We start from the raw sequence: 16455 nt of genomic DNA, 5'->3' as shown, positions 1-16455 counted from the left end.
GGGTGTTCTGTCTCCTTGGGGTGTTCTTCGAGCTGGTGACGTAACTTCAGGAGTGAAGGCGAGGAGGCTGGGGCTGGTGACCGTACGCGACCTGCGCGAGTTCCGCGATCCGGTCTCGGCGGAGGAACTGGAGCAGGTCGAGACCGACGTGCTCGCGGGGTTCGTTCTAGCGCCGGCGCTCTGTGGGTCGGCGCCGTCATCCTGAGGCGTGTCCAGGACAAGGAGCGCCACTCCGAAGCCCGACGCCTGGTCCCGGCACGCAGCCGTCATCTGCCGCGACGCCGACGGAAGGTGGTGGCTCCGCGACATCCTGGGTCCCAGGCCGTCAGCGGCCGTGGACCGGGCCCTGGGTGTTCTTCGGCGGGACGTACGGCTTGCCCTGGGGCGCCGTGCTCGTCGACTGCTCGGCAACACCCGGTGTGCGGTTCATCGCCGCGTAGTGCGCCACTTGGGACCGGGCCTTCTCCCCGCGGACCCGTGTGGCGTCCCCAATCAGGGCATCCATACCCTCGATGAACTGTCGCCGGTACTTGTTCTTGAGATCGGTCAGATCGGTGCGGTTGGCCAGCCGGGCGTCCGGTTCGAGCTCTGCGGGGCTGAGCCGCGGGCTACCGTCGGGGCCGACGCTGGGGGACTGCTTGAACGGCTGCGCCGCGTCGATGACATGGGCGAAGTCGATGAGCTTGGCGTCCACCACCTGCTCGCCCTCCCTCGTGCCGGTGACCGAGAACACGCTGGAGGCGATGAAGCCGATGTCGGAGTTGCGGGCCGCGGTCCTGATGTCCTGCATCTTGGTGATCAGCTGGTCCCAGACCGCTGGTTCCTCCGAGAACTTGCTCAGGATCTTCTGTGACTGCATGCCGGTAATCAGTCGGCTCTCGCCCGCGTCGGTGCCGCCGACCGCACGCCAGCCGCGGAACGTCGAGCCGGTGGCCGGGTCTACGCCGATGGCGAACTTCAGGGCCTTGGTCCCGGCCGCCCACCTGCCTTTGTCGTGCTGTTCGAGGTTCTCGCGGTAGCTCGTAGTCGACTTCCCGATCTTGGTGTCGAGGGTCTTCGGGTCGACCAGGCCCGAGGTGATGTTCTCGATGTAGATGTTGTGGCGGTCGTCGAGGCCGTCGAGCTGCGCCGAGGACAGAGTGTCACCCAGCCTGGTGCGGACCTCGTCCGCCGTGTACGACGCCGGGACGACCGGCGTGAAGTGCGGGTAGGCGGCGGCGCGTACCCGTTCGTAGAACTCGTTCTCCACGGAGTCCTGCGGGGCTCCCTTCTGCAGAATCTCGCCGTTCGGTCCGAGCGGTGTGATGCCGCCGTGCCCGCCTTGGTTGACGTTCCGCTCCGGCGACGGTGACGTGGACCTCCTGCCTTCTCGAAGGGCGCTGCGCTCCGCCTCGTCGTCGGAGGCGTACGAGATCTCGTTCGTGGTGTCAGCGGGTGTTGCCATGCGTGTCTCCTGCTCTCATCGAGTGCGCCTGCCGAGCGCCTTCGAAGAGGGACAACGGTCATGGGGAGGAACAGGGTTCAATGCTCGGCGATTCGGGGGTGGGCCAGGATGCGCCGAATCGGGGTGGGCCGAACCGGGAGGACCGTTCTGCAGGTGCGGCGATTCTGGTTGCCCTGGATCTGTGAGCTCGCCTGGCAGCGCGATTGGACCCAATGCCGTTGCTTTACGGGTCTGGGCCCGGCGGCCGGGGGTGTTTGATGCGGATGGCTTGGGCGCCGGCGTGGGTGGGTTGCGGGCAGGTTTGATGTTCAGTCCGCTTGAGCCAGTAGTTGGACATTTTGCGCTTGACGACCCGGGGCTGGCTGCGGAGCCGTCTGGCGGGCAGAAGTCTTTCCAGCAGGTCCTCTTGGAGTACGTACAGTGCTCGGACCAGGAGCTCAGGGGGAAAAACCGCCCGGGGTGACGGTCACACTGCGCCGGACGGAACGCAGCGTTTCGGTGAAAGAGACCCGGTCCGGGTCGAGTTGGCGGGTGGCTGCGGTTCTCAGCATCAGTTCCCGCAGCGCGTGGTGGACCAGGAGATGAGCTCAGATCTGTTGCAGGACACCGTCGGGTGTCGTGCTACTCAGGACCACCTTCGCGCAGCGTTGGAAGGTCTTGATCTCGGCGAAGAAGGACTCGATCTCCCAACGCTCACGATAGAGAGCGGCCAGCTGCCGAGCCGGATAGCGGCAGGGATCCAACAGGGTGGTGACCAGGCGATAGTCACTCGCCGCGGCCTCCTTGCCGGTGCCTTTGAGGTGGTGGGCCACGACGCGGACCTGCACCGGGTCTCGCTTCGCCGGATCGGTGGCAGCGTGGATGGTGGAGAGCCATGATCCGTCACGCAGCAGCTTGTTCACGGGCAGGACGCGGTTGGCCGACACCCGCCACAGAAGGTCGGCCCCGCTGTCGGTGAACGCCCGCCACAGCGGGACGCCCAGGAACTCGCGGTCGGCCAGCACCAGCTGGCCCGCAGTGCAGGACCGGGGCAGACGGCCGACAAGGGTGACTTCACCGGCCCGGCAGCCGGCGAGTTCCGCATCCAGCACGGCATGACTGCCCACTTCCACCAGCGCCGCCATCCGCACCTGGACAAACGCACCGCGCTTCGCCCCGTGGCCGCTGCCGGGACGCCCGAAAGCGGCCTGGTTGGCTTCCGTGTCGGCGACGTCCCAGTAGGTCCCGTCGACCGCCAGCACCCGCAGACCCCGCCAGAACGCACCCGGCGTCGACTCGCCGGCCATCGGCTTCGCAGTCGCGGCGAACAACACCTGAAGCGGTTCAAAACCGAGCCGCTGCCGGGCCCTGAACAGCGAAAACTTCGCCGACACATGCCACTCACCCAGCAATCCCAGCCCCCGCAGACCCGCGACCAGATGCCGCATGACCTCGATATACGGAGCCGGCGAAAACAGCGCCAGCCCCAGAACGAAATACACCACCAACCGCGCAGGAAGCAGCCGTCTGCATTGCTCCGCACGACCACACGCGGCCACCATCCGGTCCACCAACCCCGGCGGATACACCCACGTCAGCAGACCAGGACCCGATAAGTCCGACGCTCTCGAAGCCACCCCGACCACCCCCGGGACCCACTCCCGACCAACCTACGCCGACAGCAAAAGCAACGGCATTGGGTCTAGAGGCTGTCCGATGGGTCGTGTGACGCTCCTGCTGAGAACTTGTTCCGTGGGACATGGGGCGGGGAGATCTTTCGGATGAAGAGCCTCGTCGACCTTGCCCCGTACCGCTCGGCTTTTGTTGAGACTGTCCGTCGCCGAAAGCGCGGTGTGGGCGCTGTTGCTGCGGACGTGGGCGGGTCCATGCAAGCAACTCATCGGTGGGCCGGAGGTAGACCACCAGGGGGTTTCGTCGGGCGTGGGAGGCGAGAACCTTCACCGCTGCGTCTGAGTCCCCGGTGTCGGCTGCCCAGATGCGCCGGCGTCCCAGGTCGCCGCCTTCGATGTAGGTGCGGGTGACTTCGAGTCGGTCCCGGTCACGGAAGCTGTCGTCGTAGGGGTGGTTCAACTGGGAGAAGGCGCGTGAGGCGACGAAGGCAACGTGGCTGTAGTCGTAGTCGAAGGCGTAGCCGAGGAAGCTGGCGACGTCAGCGGAGCCGGCCCAGTGACCACCCAAGACCGCGATGCTGCGGGGAGCACCGGGCGTAGGCGATCCCGTCCCGCGGCGCGGCGCCACAAATCGCGGGACGTTGATGGTCAGGGCCTCCATGCCTTCGATCCACCCCTCGGTGAACCCCGCCCCGCACCTGGCGAGTTCGTCATAGAGAGCCTCTTCGACGCGCTCGCAGGTGGCCTTGCTGATGGTTCCGACGGGACGGAGCACGACTTGGTCGGCGTAGTGCCGCCGCCAGCGCCCCGTCCCTTGGGAGACCAGGCGGATCACCACCTCGAAGTCGCCCTCCAGCAGGGCGGAGTTCGCGAGGCGTGTCGCTCCTGACGGCGGGTCTCCAGGCAGGCGTTTGGCCGCGAAGTCCATGCGTTCGGCCTGTTCCACAATCTGATCGAGGTAGGACAGGAGATTGGACAGGCCGTCCAGGTAGCCGCACAGCGGGAGCAGACGCAGCTTGGGATAGTTGAGAGCCTCCGCCAAGAGCACGGTGTCGTCCATCCCGGGCTTCCGGTTCCCGCCGAGGAACTCCTGAAGCTTCGACTTGCTCATCCCGACCCGCAGCGCGAGGTCTTTTCGACTGATGGAGCTGGTGGCCTGACGCAGGGCCACGCACCAGGGTTCGTTGATGTGGGACGCCGTATTCCTCTGAGTTCCGCTCATGGCAAGCAGCGTGGCGGCAACACCGTGCGCGGCGCCATGACGATGACGGATGCACGGTACGCAGTACCAGGCCCGTGGTATCGCGACATCGCCTTGTACTGGCTCGTTGGTACGGGGCAGACCATCACGGTACAGGCGGGTGCAGGCGGCGTGAGCTTGTCAGCCGAGGAGAGAAACCATGACAAGAGCGGCGAACACCCATGGCGGATGGACATGACCGCCGGTCAGAGGTCGGACGAGAGTGCTGCCCAAGATGGCGGGACGCGTAAGGGCCCGACGTTCTGGTCGAGATTATTGATCAGCACGGTCAGTCGCCTCGTCGTGGCGATCGTCGTCATCGTGATGCACCACGAGTAGCCCTGAGCGCAGCCAGGTGTCCTGTCCCACTGGCCGCCGCTAGTGCTGTGACCGCGTAGGTTCGCCGGGTTGGTCCTCGTGGGGGTTGGATGTTCGGTGACGTCCGACCCGACCGCTGGAGGCGCAGTGGCCGAGCCTGTTCGTGTGCGCAGACTGACCGACCAGGAGGGGCAGAGGCTGCAGCAGATTGTGCGCCAGGGCCGTACGAGTTCGGTGCGTTACCGGCGCGCGATGATGCTGCTGGCGTCGGCCGGCGGGAACCGGGTGCCGGTGATCGCGCAACTGGTGCAGGCCGACGAGGACACCGTCCGGGACGTGATCCACCGGTTCAACAAGATCGGCCTGGCCTGCCTGGACCCTCGGTGGGCGGGAGGCCGTCCCCGCCTACTCAAGCCTGACGACGAAGACTTCGTCGTGGCGACGGCCACCACCCGACCGGTCAAGCTGGGCCAGCCCTTCACTCGCTGGTCACTGCGCAAACTCGTCGCCTACCTGCGGAAAGTCCACGGGCGCATCATCCGTATCGGCCGCGAAGCATTACGTTGCCTGCTCGCTCGGCGCGGCGTCACCTTCCAGCGCACCAAGACGTGGAAGGAGTCCCCGGACCCGGAACGCGAGACGAAGCTGGTACAACCGGATCGAGGAGGTGCTGGACCGTTTCCCGGACCGGGTCTTCGCCTTCGACGAGTTCGGCCCGCTCGGGATTCGGCCCACCGTAGGCTCGGGCTGGGCCCGCCGGAAACACCCCGACCGGGTGCCAGCCACCTACCATCGCACCCACGGAGTCCGGTACTTCCATGGTTGCTACTCGGTCGGCGACGACTGTCTGTGGGGCATCAACCGTCGCAGGAAGGGTGCCGCGAACACGCTGGCCGCGCTGAAGTCGATCCGCGCCGCCCGGCCCGACGGCGCACCCATCTACGTGATCATGGACAACCTGTCCGCCCACAAGGGCGCCGGCATCCGGCGCTGGGCGACGAAGTACAAGGTCGAGCTGTGTTTCACCCCGACCTACGCCTCGTGGGCGAACCCGATCGAGGCGCACTCCGGACAAGGCCGGCGCCCCCGAAGTGGGGCGGTGAGGCAGGAAGCCTCAGGAAGCCCCGTCATCGCCCTGCCCCCGACCATGTCCCTGCTGCTCGCTCTCGAACACCGCCACAGCCTCAGGGACAGCACGTCGCCAGCTGCGCTCCACGCCTCCGTGCTCACGCGCCACTTCGGCAGCCAGCCCGCGCCGCGGTCTGCCTTCCCGGTGCAGCACCAGCGCTACCCCCACGGCCAGCGCCCGCCGCTCGCGGCCGGGGCCACCGCCCCGCGTCCCCCGTCCATCCCGGGGAGGACGCCCTGCCGTTCCGAGCCGGCCGGTGCCTACCTCCTGCGGCCAGGCCGCCCCATAGGCCTCTACCGCCCGTTGGTCGAGGTAGTGGGCGCGCCAGCCGGTCAGGGCGGCAGAGTGGAGCCCCTGCCGACGCGGCTGCCCTTCAGGGCCGCCGGAGTTTCATCGTCCAGGATGTCGTCGGCAGTGTCCGGCAGTGAGCCCGTCTGCGGCTCGTGTGGAACACGGCGGATCGGCCTGCTCTCTTTCAGGCCCGCCGATAGGCTCGCGCTATGCCAGAACAGAGGCGAATAGCCAAGACAGCTCGATGGCTGATGATTTGGGTCGTGTTCACCATCGTCATGCGCTTCGTCACCGGGCTGGCAGGCATTTACCAGGGTTGGCTGAACACTGCGATGACGTCCGCGTCGATCGTGGCCATCTGGTTCCTGGGCTCGTGGTTCCGGTCCCGCAGGGAGCGAACAGCCCGCCGGTTGCCCATCTAGACAGGTCATCAACCGGAGGGGAAAACCGGTGGTCGCACCGTGCGAGCGCCCGTAGCATCCGGCCATGATCGATGACAGCGAGACTGCGGGCGACGAGCACCACACAGGGGCCGGGAGAGAACCTTCCTGGCGTGCCAAGTCTGTCAGTCTCGTAGCCGTCGATGTAGACGACGCCGAGCTCTTGCACGGCTGGCGATCCGATCCGGCGTCCGCCTATCACTTCGGTATCTGGCCGGGTTCCCTCACCGCGACGCGTGAGCGCATCGAGCACGACAGCGACGACGACGACCGCGACGACTTCCTCGTCCTGCTCCCAGACAGCACCCCCATCGGTCACATCGCGCTCACCTGCCAGAACATCGTCAACGGCACAGCACAGGTCGAACTGATGCTGGCTAGGGAGCATCGCGGACACGGCCACGGCACCAACGCCCTCGACGCCCTGGTGGACCTCGCGTTCGGCGAACTCCCGCTGTACCGCCTCACGGCAGAGACACACACCGACAACGCGCCCGCCCTCACAGTCCTCACCAAAGCCGGCTTCATACACGAAGGCACCAGCCGCGCCGCCTGCCTCCACCGCGGACGCCGCCACGACCTCGCCGTGCACTCACTGCTGCGCCCCGAATGGGACGAGCTGGGCCGCCCGCGCGCCTGGGATGCCTGACCAGACGCGGAGCATATCGGGGCGCGTCCTGGCCGGCCGCCCTTGATAGGCCGGCGGTCGACAACAGACCGAGTCGCCTAGGAGGAGGGGATCCGCGCTTCGCGCCTGCGCCCTGCGCCTCCAGCTGCGCACCAACGCTCCGTGCGCACAAACCAGTTCAGCAGCCAGACCTGGTGCGGGACGTCGGGGGGTCGAATTCACGGCCGGAGCGATCGCGGCTGCCCCCGTACAGTAAGCGCAGGCCGACCGCCGTGACTCCGGTCTTCCTTGAGGGCGCTGTCCTCAAACTGGCAGCCTCCAAGCCGACGGCCGCTCCGGCACCCGCCGATGCGGTGCCCGTCGACGAGTCCGACGGCGAGGACCAGGCCGACGTCCTGGACGACGTCGACGAGCTGCCCGCACCACAGCCATGCGTCCTGTGTGGACAGCCCGCCCGCCAGCAGGTGGAGGGTTAGCCCCAGCACATGGACCCTGCCGACTGCGCGGCCGCCGCACCAGCACCGGCTCCCGCGTCTGCGGTCGACGCAGGCCTCGCCCGGCCCGCATCGGCCGCCGCGCCTGCTGCGCCCGAGCGGTTGCTCGCCCGGCGCGGGCGGTCCCGCCGCAGCGTCCGGCACAGTCGGCACGTCCCGGCCGGGGCAGCTGGCAGGAAGGTCGGGGTGGCGGCTGCGGGGTGAAGGTCGCTCCGGTCGGCCGCCGGGTGCAGACGGCGGCCGACATGCCCGATCCGCTCCGCGGTCGACGGCGCCTTTGCGGAGCATGGTGGCGATGTGGAGGCGGCGACGGCCGCGCTCGTGAAGCGGGCGATCCCGGACGCGATGACGCTGCTGGACCACACGCGTAAGGGCGGCCGGTACGACGTCGTCGCGCACCCGTGGCTGCCGGACATCTTGCGCAAGGGATCCTCGCGCGGCGCTGACCAGATCTGGGAGGCCCGTCCGAAGTGGACCCGGCCCGAACTCCCCGTCGGCCGCCACGAGGTGACGGCGCTGGACATCAACGGCGCCTACCTGTCCGCCCTCAAGACCCACCTGCCGCTGGGACAGCTCGAACACTCCACCGGCAACGTGCACGACAAGCGCCGCTCGGGCCTCCACCTGATCACCCCGCCAGTGTGGGAGCACGACGCGGTGCTGCCCAATCCCGTCGGCCAGCGCGACGAACCCGGCCCGCTGTGGGTGACCGAACCGACCTTGCGGCTCCTGCAGCGGGTGGCCGGCCCGAAGTACCGGCTGTGCGACCCGCCGGAGATCCACGAGTCGTGGACGTCCGGATCGACCGAGGGGCTGCTGGAAAAATTCAGGATCGCGTTGCGTGAGGCCCGCGACCGGGCGATCAGCGAGGGTGCGGCGCGGCCTGCGTCGCAACCCGTGGCTGATCGCGCTGTTCGCCATCGTTGCCGAAGGTGGCGGGGTGCGGGTCAGCGTGGGTGATCCCCGGGCGAGGACGGGAGCGGCGGCGTGACAGGGCTTCGGTGCGGGCCGTCACTTTCGCGCCAGTCTTCTGGCGGCAACACGCGTAGAAAGTGCAAAAAGCTCGCAGCCTCGTCCGCATTTGCCGATTGTGGGGGTCTTGGGCACCCGGTAGTGGAGGGGCCTATTCCTGCCTGCATGGAACGCCTGTTCGAGGGAACGTCTCGCTCGGATGTGTGGTTTCCGTGGCAGGTTGTGTGCTCCCCGTGACCGCTGGGGTCTGCGGGGCGTCTCTTCCTGTGGGGGGAAGTCTTGATTCAACGCACCAGGAGTGCACGGCTTTCGCGTGCCCAGAAGAAGCTGAGAGTGGCCACGGTCGCAGTCCTCGCGTCCGGCGCCATGACTCTCTCACTGCTCCCGGCGACCGCCGGCGCGGCAGCCGCCGATGACGGTCCGGTGTCAGCGTGGGGCAAGGAGACGCACTACGCGATACCGCCGGTGAAGGTCGGCACCACGAAACCGGTGGAGAACCAGGAACCCGAGGCGCCCGGCGGTGCGGAGGCGAGGCTGCTGGCCGCGTTCAAGGCCAAGGCCAAGTCACCTGCCAGCGCGGCCGCCGCCGACCAGGTCGCGGCCGCGACGACGACCACGACAATCCCGCAGGGCCAGGGTGACATTCCCTGGCACAAGATCGCCGACTTCCGGATCACGGACGCCCTGGTCGCGCGAGTGAACTACTCCACCGGCAACCTGATGCTGGCCTCCACCAGCTTCGACATCGCCGGCGTCGGCAACCAGCTGCAGCTGACACAGACCTACAACTCGATGGACTCCTCCTACGGCCGCATGGCCCGCAGGTGGTGGCTCAACTACGAACGCTGGCTCGTCGACTCGGGCGACAAGGCAACCGTTTACGACCACAGCGGCGCCAGCGTGACCTTCACCCAGTCCGGCAGCTCCTGGACCACACCGGCCGGCTACTCCAAGGACCTCACGAAGAACAGTGACGGCACCTGGACCCTGACCGACCGCAAGTCCGGCTCCAAGGACACCTACAACAGCAACGGCACGCTGACCAAGGTCACCGACAAGAACCACGGCGTCGTCACCGTCGACCAGAACGCCTCCGGCGGCTTCAAGGTCACCGACACCCGGTCCGGGCGCTGGATCGAGATGACCAAGACCGTCGACAAGCTGCGCTGGGACGCCACCGACAACAGCGGCCGCACCGTGCGCTACGAGCTCGACGGCTACGACAACCTGCGCGCCATCACTGACACCACGGGCAAGAAGACCCAGTTCTTCTACGACGGCTCCAACCGCGTCACGAAGATCATCACCCCGGAGAACCGCGTCACCACTTTCACCTATGACACCGCCCACCGGATAAGGAGCATGCTCCGCGCCACCAGCGCGGACTCCACCACAGGCCCCACCTACACCTACGACTACTCCAACACCGACGCCAACGGCGCCGGCACCACCACGGTGACCGACCCGCTCGGGGACGCGACGAAGTACGAGCACGACAGTGACGCCGAAGTCTCGAAGGTGACCGACCCCCTCGGCCACAGCCGCTCCGACACCTACGACGCCAACCACAACCTGGCCACCGCCACCGACGCCATGGGCACCGGCTCGGGCGGCAGCGGCGGCAACGTCACCACCTACGGATGGGACAGCCGCAACAACGCCACCAGCGCGAAACTGCCCACCGGCGCGACCGGCACGATGGACGGCTACCAGACCATCGCCGGCTCCGACCTGCCCGGAACGCTGACCACCCCGGACGGAACCAAGACTTCCTACAAGTACGACACGGTCGGCAACACCAAGTCCGTCGCCGTATCCGGCACCGAAGGCGGCACCCGCGACTACGACTACAACACCTCCAGCCCCTCGTGCGGCGGCTTCGAGGGCCAGACGTGCTCAGTCGAGGACGAGCGCGACAAGAAGAACAGCTTCACCTACGACGCCAAGGGCAACCTCACGAAGGTCACCCCGCCCTCGCCGCAGGGCGCCACCAACTACACCTACGACTCCAAGGGCCGCCCGGACACCGTCACCGACGGCCGCGGCATCAAACTGACCTACGTCTACGACGACCGCGACCGCGTCCACCAGGTCATCAGCCCCACCACCACCGTCACCTACACCTGCGACGGCGACGGCAACCTCGTCCAGCGGGACGATGTCACCGGCACCACGACGTACCAGTTCGACCCGCTCTCCCGGGAGACGATCCGCACCCTGCAGGACGGCTCGCAGACCGTCCTGACGTACTACGCGGACGGCAACGTCGAGACCTACACCGACCCGCAGGGCACCACCAAGTACGACTACGACGACGCCAACCGCCTGAAGACGCTCACCCCGCCGGACGGCAAGGCCACCTCCTACGACTACACGAACAATGACGTCCTCAAGACGACCACCTACCCCGGCGGCACCACCCAGACCGTCACCCTGGACAACTCCGACCGCCCCAAGCAGATCAAGACCACCTCCCCCAAGGGCACCCTGGTCGACCTGTCCTACACCTACACCTACGGCAGCCCGAGCACCGACGGCACCAAGATCCGCAGCACCACCGACGCAGTCGCCGGCACCAAGCGCACCTTCAAGTACGACAGCGCCGGCCGCTTCTCCTACGCCACCGAAACCAAAGGCTCCACCACCGTCGAGTCCTGGCAATACTGCTACGACGCCGCCGGCAACCTCACCTCCCAAGGCACCACCGAAGGCTGCCCGCGCGGTACCACCTACACCTACAACGACTCCAGCCAACTCATCACGAAGAACGGCTCGTCAACGGGCTGGTCCTACGACAAGGCCGGCAACGAGACCGCCGGCGCCAGCGAAACGGCCCGCACGGCGGAGACCTGGACCGACTTCTCCCAGATGTCCGCCATCACCACGGGCGGCACCGCACGAGCCGGCCAGTACGCCTCCACCGACAGCAGCGAGCGCACCAAGCTCGGCGAAACCACTTTCCATAACGGGCCCGTCGGTCTCTCAGCGACCACAACTGCCGGTCTGGACACGGGATTTATCCGAAGCCCTCAGGGCACATTGAACTCCATGACCCGCAGCGGGAAGAGCTACTACTACCTCACCGACGCCCTCGGTTCCACCGTCGCCACAGCCGACGGCTCGGGCACCAAGGTCGCCACCTACCGGTACAGCCCCCGCGGCGTCACCACCCCCACCGAGAACGCCGGAACGAGTCAGCCCTACCGCTTCGCCGGCACCTACCAAGACCCGACCGACCTCTACCACATGGGCGCCCGCTACTACGACACCCGCACAGGCCGCTTCACTCAAACCGACCCCTCCGGTAAAGAGAAGAACCCTTACCTCTACGCCGAAGGCGACCCCGTCAACCGTATCGATCCCACTGGACTGTTCAGTTGGTCTGACGCGCTCGACATCGGCAGCGACATATTCGGCGTCGTCGGAGGTTGCCTGTCGGGAATTGCTGCCGCTTCTTCGTCCGGAGTGACTGAGTTTGCGAGCGTATTCGGCCCAGGAGGCACGGCAGCGGCCGTTGTCGGGAGCTGCGCAGTCGGGGGAGTCGCCGGATACTACGGGGCGGACATAATCACCTACGACTAGTCGACAGAGCGATAAATTCCGGCGTGCCAGAGCCGATCTGGCGCGCCGGGTTCCTGCGGTGAACTCGCAGAAAGATGGATGCGAGACAATAAAGGCCATGGCCATGGGAGCAAGAGGAAAGGGTGTTAATCAATGCTGAGGCTGAAAATTGCAACTGCAGTGATGCTCCTTGTCGGAGCTGTAGCCATCTTCCTAGGCCTATCCGGAAGCGGTGGACATGTGCCGGCAATCCCAATTGTCCTCGGAATCGTTGCGATCGTATGCGGCCTCACTCTCGCCTTCCTTATGATCCGTGGCCCTCGGAACTCATCGGCAAGATGAAGACAGGCGGATGGCCGCCTGAGCAGCAACAGCTGGTGAACCGCTGATGATGCCGACCAACTGACGTGTCGAAGCAGGGTGTCTGGCTCCCCTGGACCAGTAGGCACCGCCGAAGGCTACGCAGGGACTGATGCCGCATCACGAGGGCGCCCGGCAGCACGGAAGGGAGTCATCCAAATTTGGGTGACTCCCCCTTCACATAGTCAAGGGGCGGCAGACCCCCTGCTGTCGGCGCTCGCGTTCCCGATGCCGAACCCACTTCCGTGCACGGCCTCCTCGGCGTACGCGTTGCCCCTGGGCAGAGTGGCCTCGTTCACTTCTTGCGACAGCGTTTGTTGACGACTTCTGACGTCGTCGTCCGGCCAAGGACTCGGCGGATCGTCATGAGTTTTGGGTTCTGGCACAGATCTTGGGGAGCCGTCGCGGACCGTCACCTCGATGTTCGAGGAGGTGATTCCTGGACATCAGGTGAGCGGGTCGGCCGTCCAAGGGGCGAAGTGCTGAGCTGGACGCTGCCGCCACTCATCGAGCAGTCAAACAAGTCGGCCGAGGCCAGTTCAGCCCCGCCCACCGGGCCACGCTCCAATCCGGTCGCTCGCTCCGTCAGCGTTTCTGTGCTCGGTACCGCTTGAGGAGAGCGGTGAGCTTCGCGGGTTCGGCAGCGCCGTTCAACTCTGTCAGGAGAGCGTCGGGGCAGAGCTCGTAGTGGTCACCCCACCACCGCCGCCCCTTATTGTCCCAAATGCGATAACCGCCGGGTACCCCCCTGGCTACGTACCGTCGCCTGCTTATATCGATCACCCCTCATGACAGTTTCCCCACACTACAAGCTGCTACTGGAGCAGGATCATCTTCCGGAGCAGGTGGAAGCCGGCTCGTCCGTAGAGCTGCCTCTTGATCTTTTTGATACGGTTGACGGCGCCTTCGATGCTGCCGGAGCTCCAGTGGAGGGTGAGTCCGGCGGTCACGGCGTCGAGGTCTCGGAGCAGGTGGAGTGCGAAGTTGGTGAGGCCGGGTAGTTGACTGGCGTCGACTGCGCCGATCCAGGTGGGGAGTGTGGCCCCGAGCCGGTCGGTGAGTATTTCGCCGAAGTCGCGGATATGTCCGGCAGCCGTGTCCAGTTCGGGGCAGCGTGCCAGGACGTCCTTCAGAGCGGCCTGTTCGTCCTCGCTCAGGGTGGTGGGGTGTCGGGTGAGCCAGCCGGTCACCTGCCGCACCGGCGGAGGCCTCGTCGGCGTGCCGGCGGGCGTCCCGCGGAGGGTGGCGATGTGGGCGCGGACCATCTGGTAGGTGACGGGCGCATTGTCGGCGACGAGTTCATTGTGGAGGTGGGTGACGCTGGTGCATCCCGCGGCGAAGCGTCGCTCCAGGTAGGGCTTGTAGGGGTCCAGTCTGCTGGGACGGGGCCGGTTCTCGCGGAAGGTGTCCTGCCAACTTGGGGCGTTCGCGTAACGGAGGACGGTGTTGAGGCCCCAGCCCAGGTGCCGGGCGATCGCCCGACGTGAGTGGCCTTGGGCAAGGAGGTCGTGGACCAAGGCGTGCGCTGCCTTCTTCCGCTCGGCTCGCCGGCCGACGGGCTCCGAGTCGTCCTGTGGCCGGCCGGAACCCGGGATGGCCCTCGGCAGCATGCCGCTGGGCGAAGGATTGCGCAGGCAGTCGCGGTGGGCGGCGACGCAGGTCTCCACTGCCCGGCCGAGGCCCTGCCACAGATGGAACCGGTCGGCGACCTGCACGGCGTCGGGGGCGCCGCGGCGAGCTCCTTCGGCGTAGGCGCCCGCCCGGTCCCGGCAGATGATCTCCACGCCGGGGTACGGACCAGCCAGGTGGCCAGCGGTCCGGCTTCACGGGTGGGGAGCACATCGACCACGCGATGGTCTTCGACGCTGGTCAAGACAGTGGAGTAGGTATGGCCGTGGCGGATCGCGAAGTCGTCCACGCCGAGCACACGCGGAGTTCTGAACTGCGGATCAGGCAGTGCCATGACCCTGCGCAACAACGTCATCCGGCCGGCTCCGAAGCCCAACTGGGCAGCCAGCCGAGCTCCGGCCCGCCCGGCCAGCGCGAGACCCACTCGCTCCAAGGCGTGGTTGAGTCGAGTGGTGAACCTTGCGTGCGGGGTGGCCAGCCGGGAGAACGGCTCGGCGAACGTCCGGCGCGGGCAGTCCGTCGACCCGCAGATGAAGCGCCGGACCGTCAGCCGGATCGTGAACCCCTGCTCAGCGAGCGGCAGGTCTTTCAGTCGGCGCTGGTAGCGGTCGTGGATCCTGCCCGAGACGCGACCGCAGTCTGGGCATGATGCCGCGGCCTCGCGGCCTCTCGCCACCACCTCGACCGTGCCGAACCCGGCCGTAACCGCCTCGACATCCACATCATCGATCCCGGCGAACACGAGCGAGTCCCAGAACGGTGCATCGGTCTGCATGACCAGCACCATCAGCGTTGACGAGTGACCGCAATAGCGGCCGGCAGACCCCTGATGGAGCGTCAATTCTGATCGCCTGACGACAAGGCGTACGCGGTCTCACGCGAACCGCCCCCTCACAATCGAACATCGAGGTGACGGTCCGCGACGGCTCCCCAAGATCTGTGCCAGAACCGAGAAGTGATGTCACTCGCAGGACAGAGTCCTAGCGAGGCCAGGCTCCCTAGTCTTGATGGCTGAGCTGAAAGAGCGGGCCGAGATCAAACGGGCGTACTACGCGACGACGGGCGATACGCCACCTTCCGTCCTCGTACCGGTACTCGTCCTCATACGTTCCGCCGCCAACGACCCACCGCTCATCTGGCAGTTGAACCAGGACGACGGCATCGCAGCGCCCCGTGGCGGCGTTCTCGCCCAAGTTTTCAAGGGTGTGATTGCTCGTGGAGTGCTGCATTACGGGAAACGTGGCCCACTGCAATTCCACGGCTTCTCGGATCTCGGCTCGACCGCGGTAGATTCGCTCCGGGTCTGAGCCGGTCTCCCAGGCCGCGTCTTCAGTCCACACGTTGCTCCAGCGCTCGGCGTCCTGGTGGTCCGCTCCGATGCAGTAGTCGTGCACAAGCCGACGCAAAGCGAGTTCTGTTTCAACCCGCTCCAGGCGCTTGACCAGCATGTCCAGGTTAGTGCTTGCCTCAAGACCCAATGGGTTCCCCATAGCGCGGAGCCTAGCTGTCACCAGCCTCACCGGATCGATCATTGCCACTGGAAGCGGGCGGCGCGACCAGCGCCGTCCGGGGAGAACAGGATGATCTTGGGTCACGCGACGGGCATCAGCGCGGAGAGTCAGCTGGCGCGTTCGGCTTGGGCTCGGGTGTGGGCGAGTCGGTAGGACTCGGTGCCCGTCTGGATGATTGCGCTGTTGAAGGTGAGGCGGTCGACGATGGCCGCGCAAAGGCGGGGGTCGGTGAAGGTCTTGGTCCAGCCGCTGAAGGATTCGTTGCTCGCGATGGCCACACTGTTCTTTTCCTCCCGTTCCGTCAGAACCTGGAACAGGAGCTCGGCGCCGCTGCGGTCGAGTTCCATGTAGCCCAGTTCGTCGATGCAGAGCAGGTCGACGCGGCCGTAGCGGGCGATGGTCTTGGACAACCCCTTGTCGTCGGCGGCCTCGACGAGCTCGTTGACGAGCTTGGTCGCAAGCACGTAGCGGACGCGGAAGCCCTGCATCGCGGCCTCGGTGCCCAGCGCGATCAGCAAGTGGGACTTGCCGGTGCCAGAGTCGCCGATCAGGCAGAGCGGCTCACCCTTCTTGACCCATTCGCAGGTGGCGAGGGTGTTGATGGTGGCCGGGTCGATGCTGGAGTTGGCGTCGAAGTCGAAGGCCCGCAGCGACTTGTCCCTGGGGAACGCCGCGACCCGGATCCGGCGTTCGGACCGGCGCCGGGCCCGGTCGTCGCACTCGGCCATCAGCAACTCCGCGAGGAAGCCGCTTGTGAGTGCGTGGCCATGCCCGGAAGGTCTTCAGATCGAAGGCCGACCGCGTCCCCGCCGACCCCGAGCTCGCCGC

12 protein-coding genes and 3 pseudogenes are annotated in these 16455 nt (G+C 66.7%); 8 read left to right on the top strand and 7 right to left on the bottom strand.

All coding sequences use genetic code 11. The features are described 5' to 3' along the window. The first annotated feature begins 76 nt into the window (after positions 1-76). Positions 77-205, top strand: a complete 129-nt coding sequence (locus tag ACIRQH_RS00350; RefSeq protein WP_404223285.1) for a hypothetical protein — start codon at positions 77-79, stop codon at positions 203-205. A 120-nt stretch (positions 206-325) separates the two neighbouring features. On the opposite strand, the gene ACIRQH_RS00345 is transcribed toward ACIRQH_RS00350, so the two are convergent. Together ACIRQH_RS00345 and ACIRQH_RS00340 are read right to left on the bottom strand one after the other, a co-directional pair. Continuing rightward, positions 326-1444 carry an inositol polyphosphate kinase family protein gene (locus tag ACIRQH_RS00345; RefSeq protein WP_404223283.1) on the bottom strand — a complete coding sequence of 373 codons (1119 nt, stop codon included), beginning with the start codon at positions 1442-1444 and terminating at the stop codon, positions 326-328. Positions 1445-2031: 587 nt separating this feature from the next. After that, positions 2032-2985, bottom strand: a complete 954-nt coding sequence (locus ACIRQH_RS00340; protein ID WP_404223951.1) for an IS4 family transposase — start codon at positions 2983-2985, stop codon at positions 2032-2034. A 1258-nt stretch (positions 2986-4243) separates the two neighbouring features. On the opposite strand from ACIRQH_RS00340, the gene ACIRQH_RS00335 reads away from it, so the two are divergent. From ACIRQH_RS00335 to ACIRQH_RS00305, 7 genes and pseudogenes are all read left to right on the top strand, one after another. Continuing rightward, entirely contained in the window at positions 4244-4633 is a 390-nt protein-coding gene (locus ACIRQH_RS00335) for a hypothetical protein (protein ID WP_404223281.1), read from the top strand. Positions 4634-4759: 126 nt separating this feature from the next. Beyond that, positions 4760-5696, top strand: a pseudogene (locus ACIRQH_RS00330) (IS630 family transposase); the annotation flags it as partial. Positions 5697-6295: 599 nt separating this feature from the next. After that, entirely contained in the window at positions 6296-6454 is a 159-nt protein-coding gene (locus ACIRQH_RS00325; protein WP_404223278.1) for a hypothetical protein, read from the top strand. Positions 6455-6518: 64 nt separating this feature from the next. Then, entirely contained in the window at positions 6519-7121 is a 603-nt protein-coding gene (locus tag ACIRQH_RS00320; RefSeq protein ID WP_404223276.1) for a GNAT family N-acetyltransferase, read from the top strand. A 251-nt stretch (positions 7122-7372) separates the two neighbouring features. Beyond that, entirely contained in the window at positions 7373-7576 is a 204-nt protein-coding gene (locus tag ACIRQH_RS00315; protein WP_404223274.1) for a hypothetical protein, read from the top strand. A gap of 315 nt (positions 7577-7891) precedes the next feature. Beyond that, on the top strand, positions 7892-8554 hold the full coding sequence (locus ACIRQH_RS00310; RefSeq protein ID WP_404223272.1) for a hypothetical protein: 663 nt from the start codon (positions 7892-7894) through the stop codon (positions 8552-8554). A 378-nt stretch (positions 8555-8932) separates the two neighbouring features. Then, positions 8933-12148: an RHS repeat domain-containing protein gene (locus tag ACIRQH_RS00305; protein ID WP_404223949.1), complete on the top strand. Its 3216-nt coding sequence runs from the start codon at positions 8933-8935 to the stop codon at positions 12146-12148. Positions 12149-13072: 924 nt separating this feature from the next. On the opposite strand, the gene ACIRQH_RS00300 is transcribed toward ACIRQH_RS00305, so the two are convergent. The 5 genes and pseudogenes from ACIRQH_RS00300 to istB all read right to left on the bottom strand — a co-directional run. After that, positions 13073-13261, bottom strand: coding sequence for a hypothetical protein (locus ACIRQH_RS00300; protein WP_404223947.1), 189 nt, complete (start codon positions 13259-13261; stop codon positions 13073-13075). Positions 13262-13302: 41 nt separating this feature from the next. Continuing rightward, on the bottom strand, positions 13303-14271 hold the full coding sequence (locus tag ACIRQH_RS00295) for a transposase (protein ID WP_404223270.1): 969 nt from the start codon (positions 14269-14271) through the stop codon (positions 13303-13305). A gap of 383 nt (positions 14272-14654) precedes the next feature. Next, positions 14655-14891, bottom strand: a pseudogene (locus ACIRQH_RS00290) (transposase family protein); the annotation flags it as partial. 223 nt (positions 14892-15114) lie between these two features. Further along, entirely contained in the window at positions 15115-15564 is a 450-nt protein-coding gene (locus tag ACIRQH_RS00285; RefSeq protein ID WP_404223268.1) for a nuclear transport factor 2 family protein, read from the bottom strand. A 170-nt stretch (positions 15565-15734) separates the two neighbouring features. Continuing rightward, a pseudogene (gene istB / locus ACIRQH_RS00280) lies at positions 15735-16376 on the bottom strand (IS21-like element helper ATPase IstB); the annotation flags it as partial. Positions 16377-16455 lie beyond the last annotated feature (79 nt).

Source organism: Streptomyces sp. NPDC102279, from assembly GCF_044766365.1.
Classification (GTDB): Bacteria; Actinomycetota; Actinomycetes; order Streptomycetales; family Streptomycetaceae; genus Streptomyces.
The sequence above is the reverse complement of the archived record's forward strand: the minus strand, read 5'-3'. Positions and strand labels throughout refer to the sequence as shown.

Bases quoted from the DNA above. Each gene is read 5' to 3' on its own strand.
- ACIRQH_RS00340 (WP_404223951.1), bottom strand. From the start codon at position 2,985: ATGGTGGCCGCGTGTGGTCGTGCGGAGCAATGCAGACGGCTGCTTCCT.
- ACIRQH_RS00345 (WP_404223283.1), bottom strand. From the start codon at position 1,444: ATGGCAACACCCGCTGACACCACGAACGAGATCTCGTACGCCTCCGAC.
- ACIRQH_RS00320 (WP_404223276.1), top strand. From the start codon at position 6,519: ATGATCGATGACAGCGAGACTGCGGGCGACGAGCACCACACAGGGGCC.
- ACIRQH_RS00285 (WP_404223268.1), bottom strand. From the start codon at position 15,564: ATGCTGGTCAAGCGCCTGGAGCGGGTTGAAACAGAACTCGCTTTGCGT.
- ACIRQH_RS00305 (WP_404223949.1), top strand. From the start codon at position 8,933: ATGACTCTCTCACTGCTCCCGGCGACCGCCGGCGCGGCAGCCGCCGAT.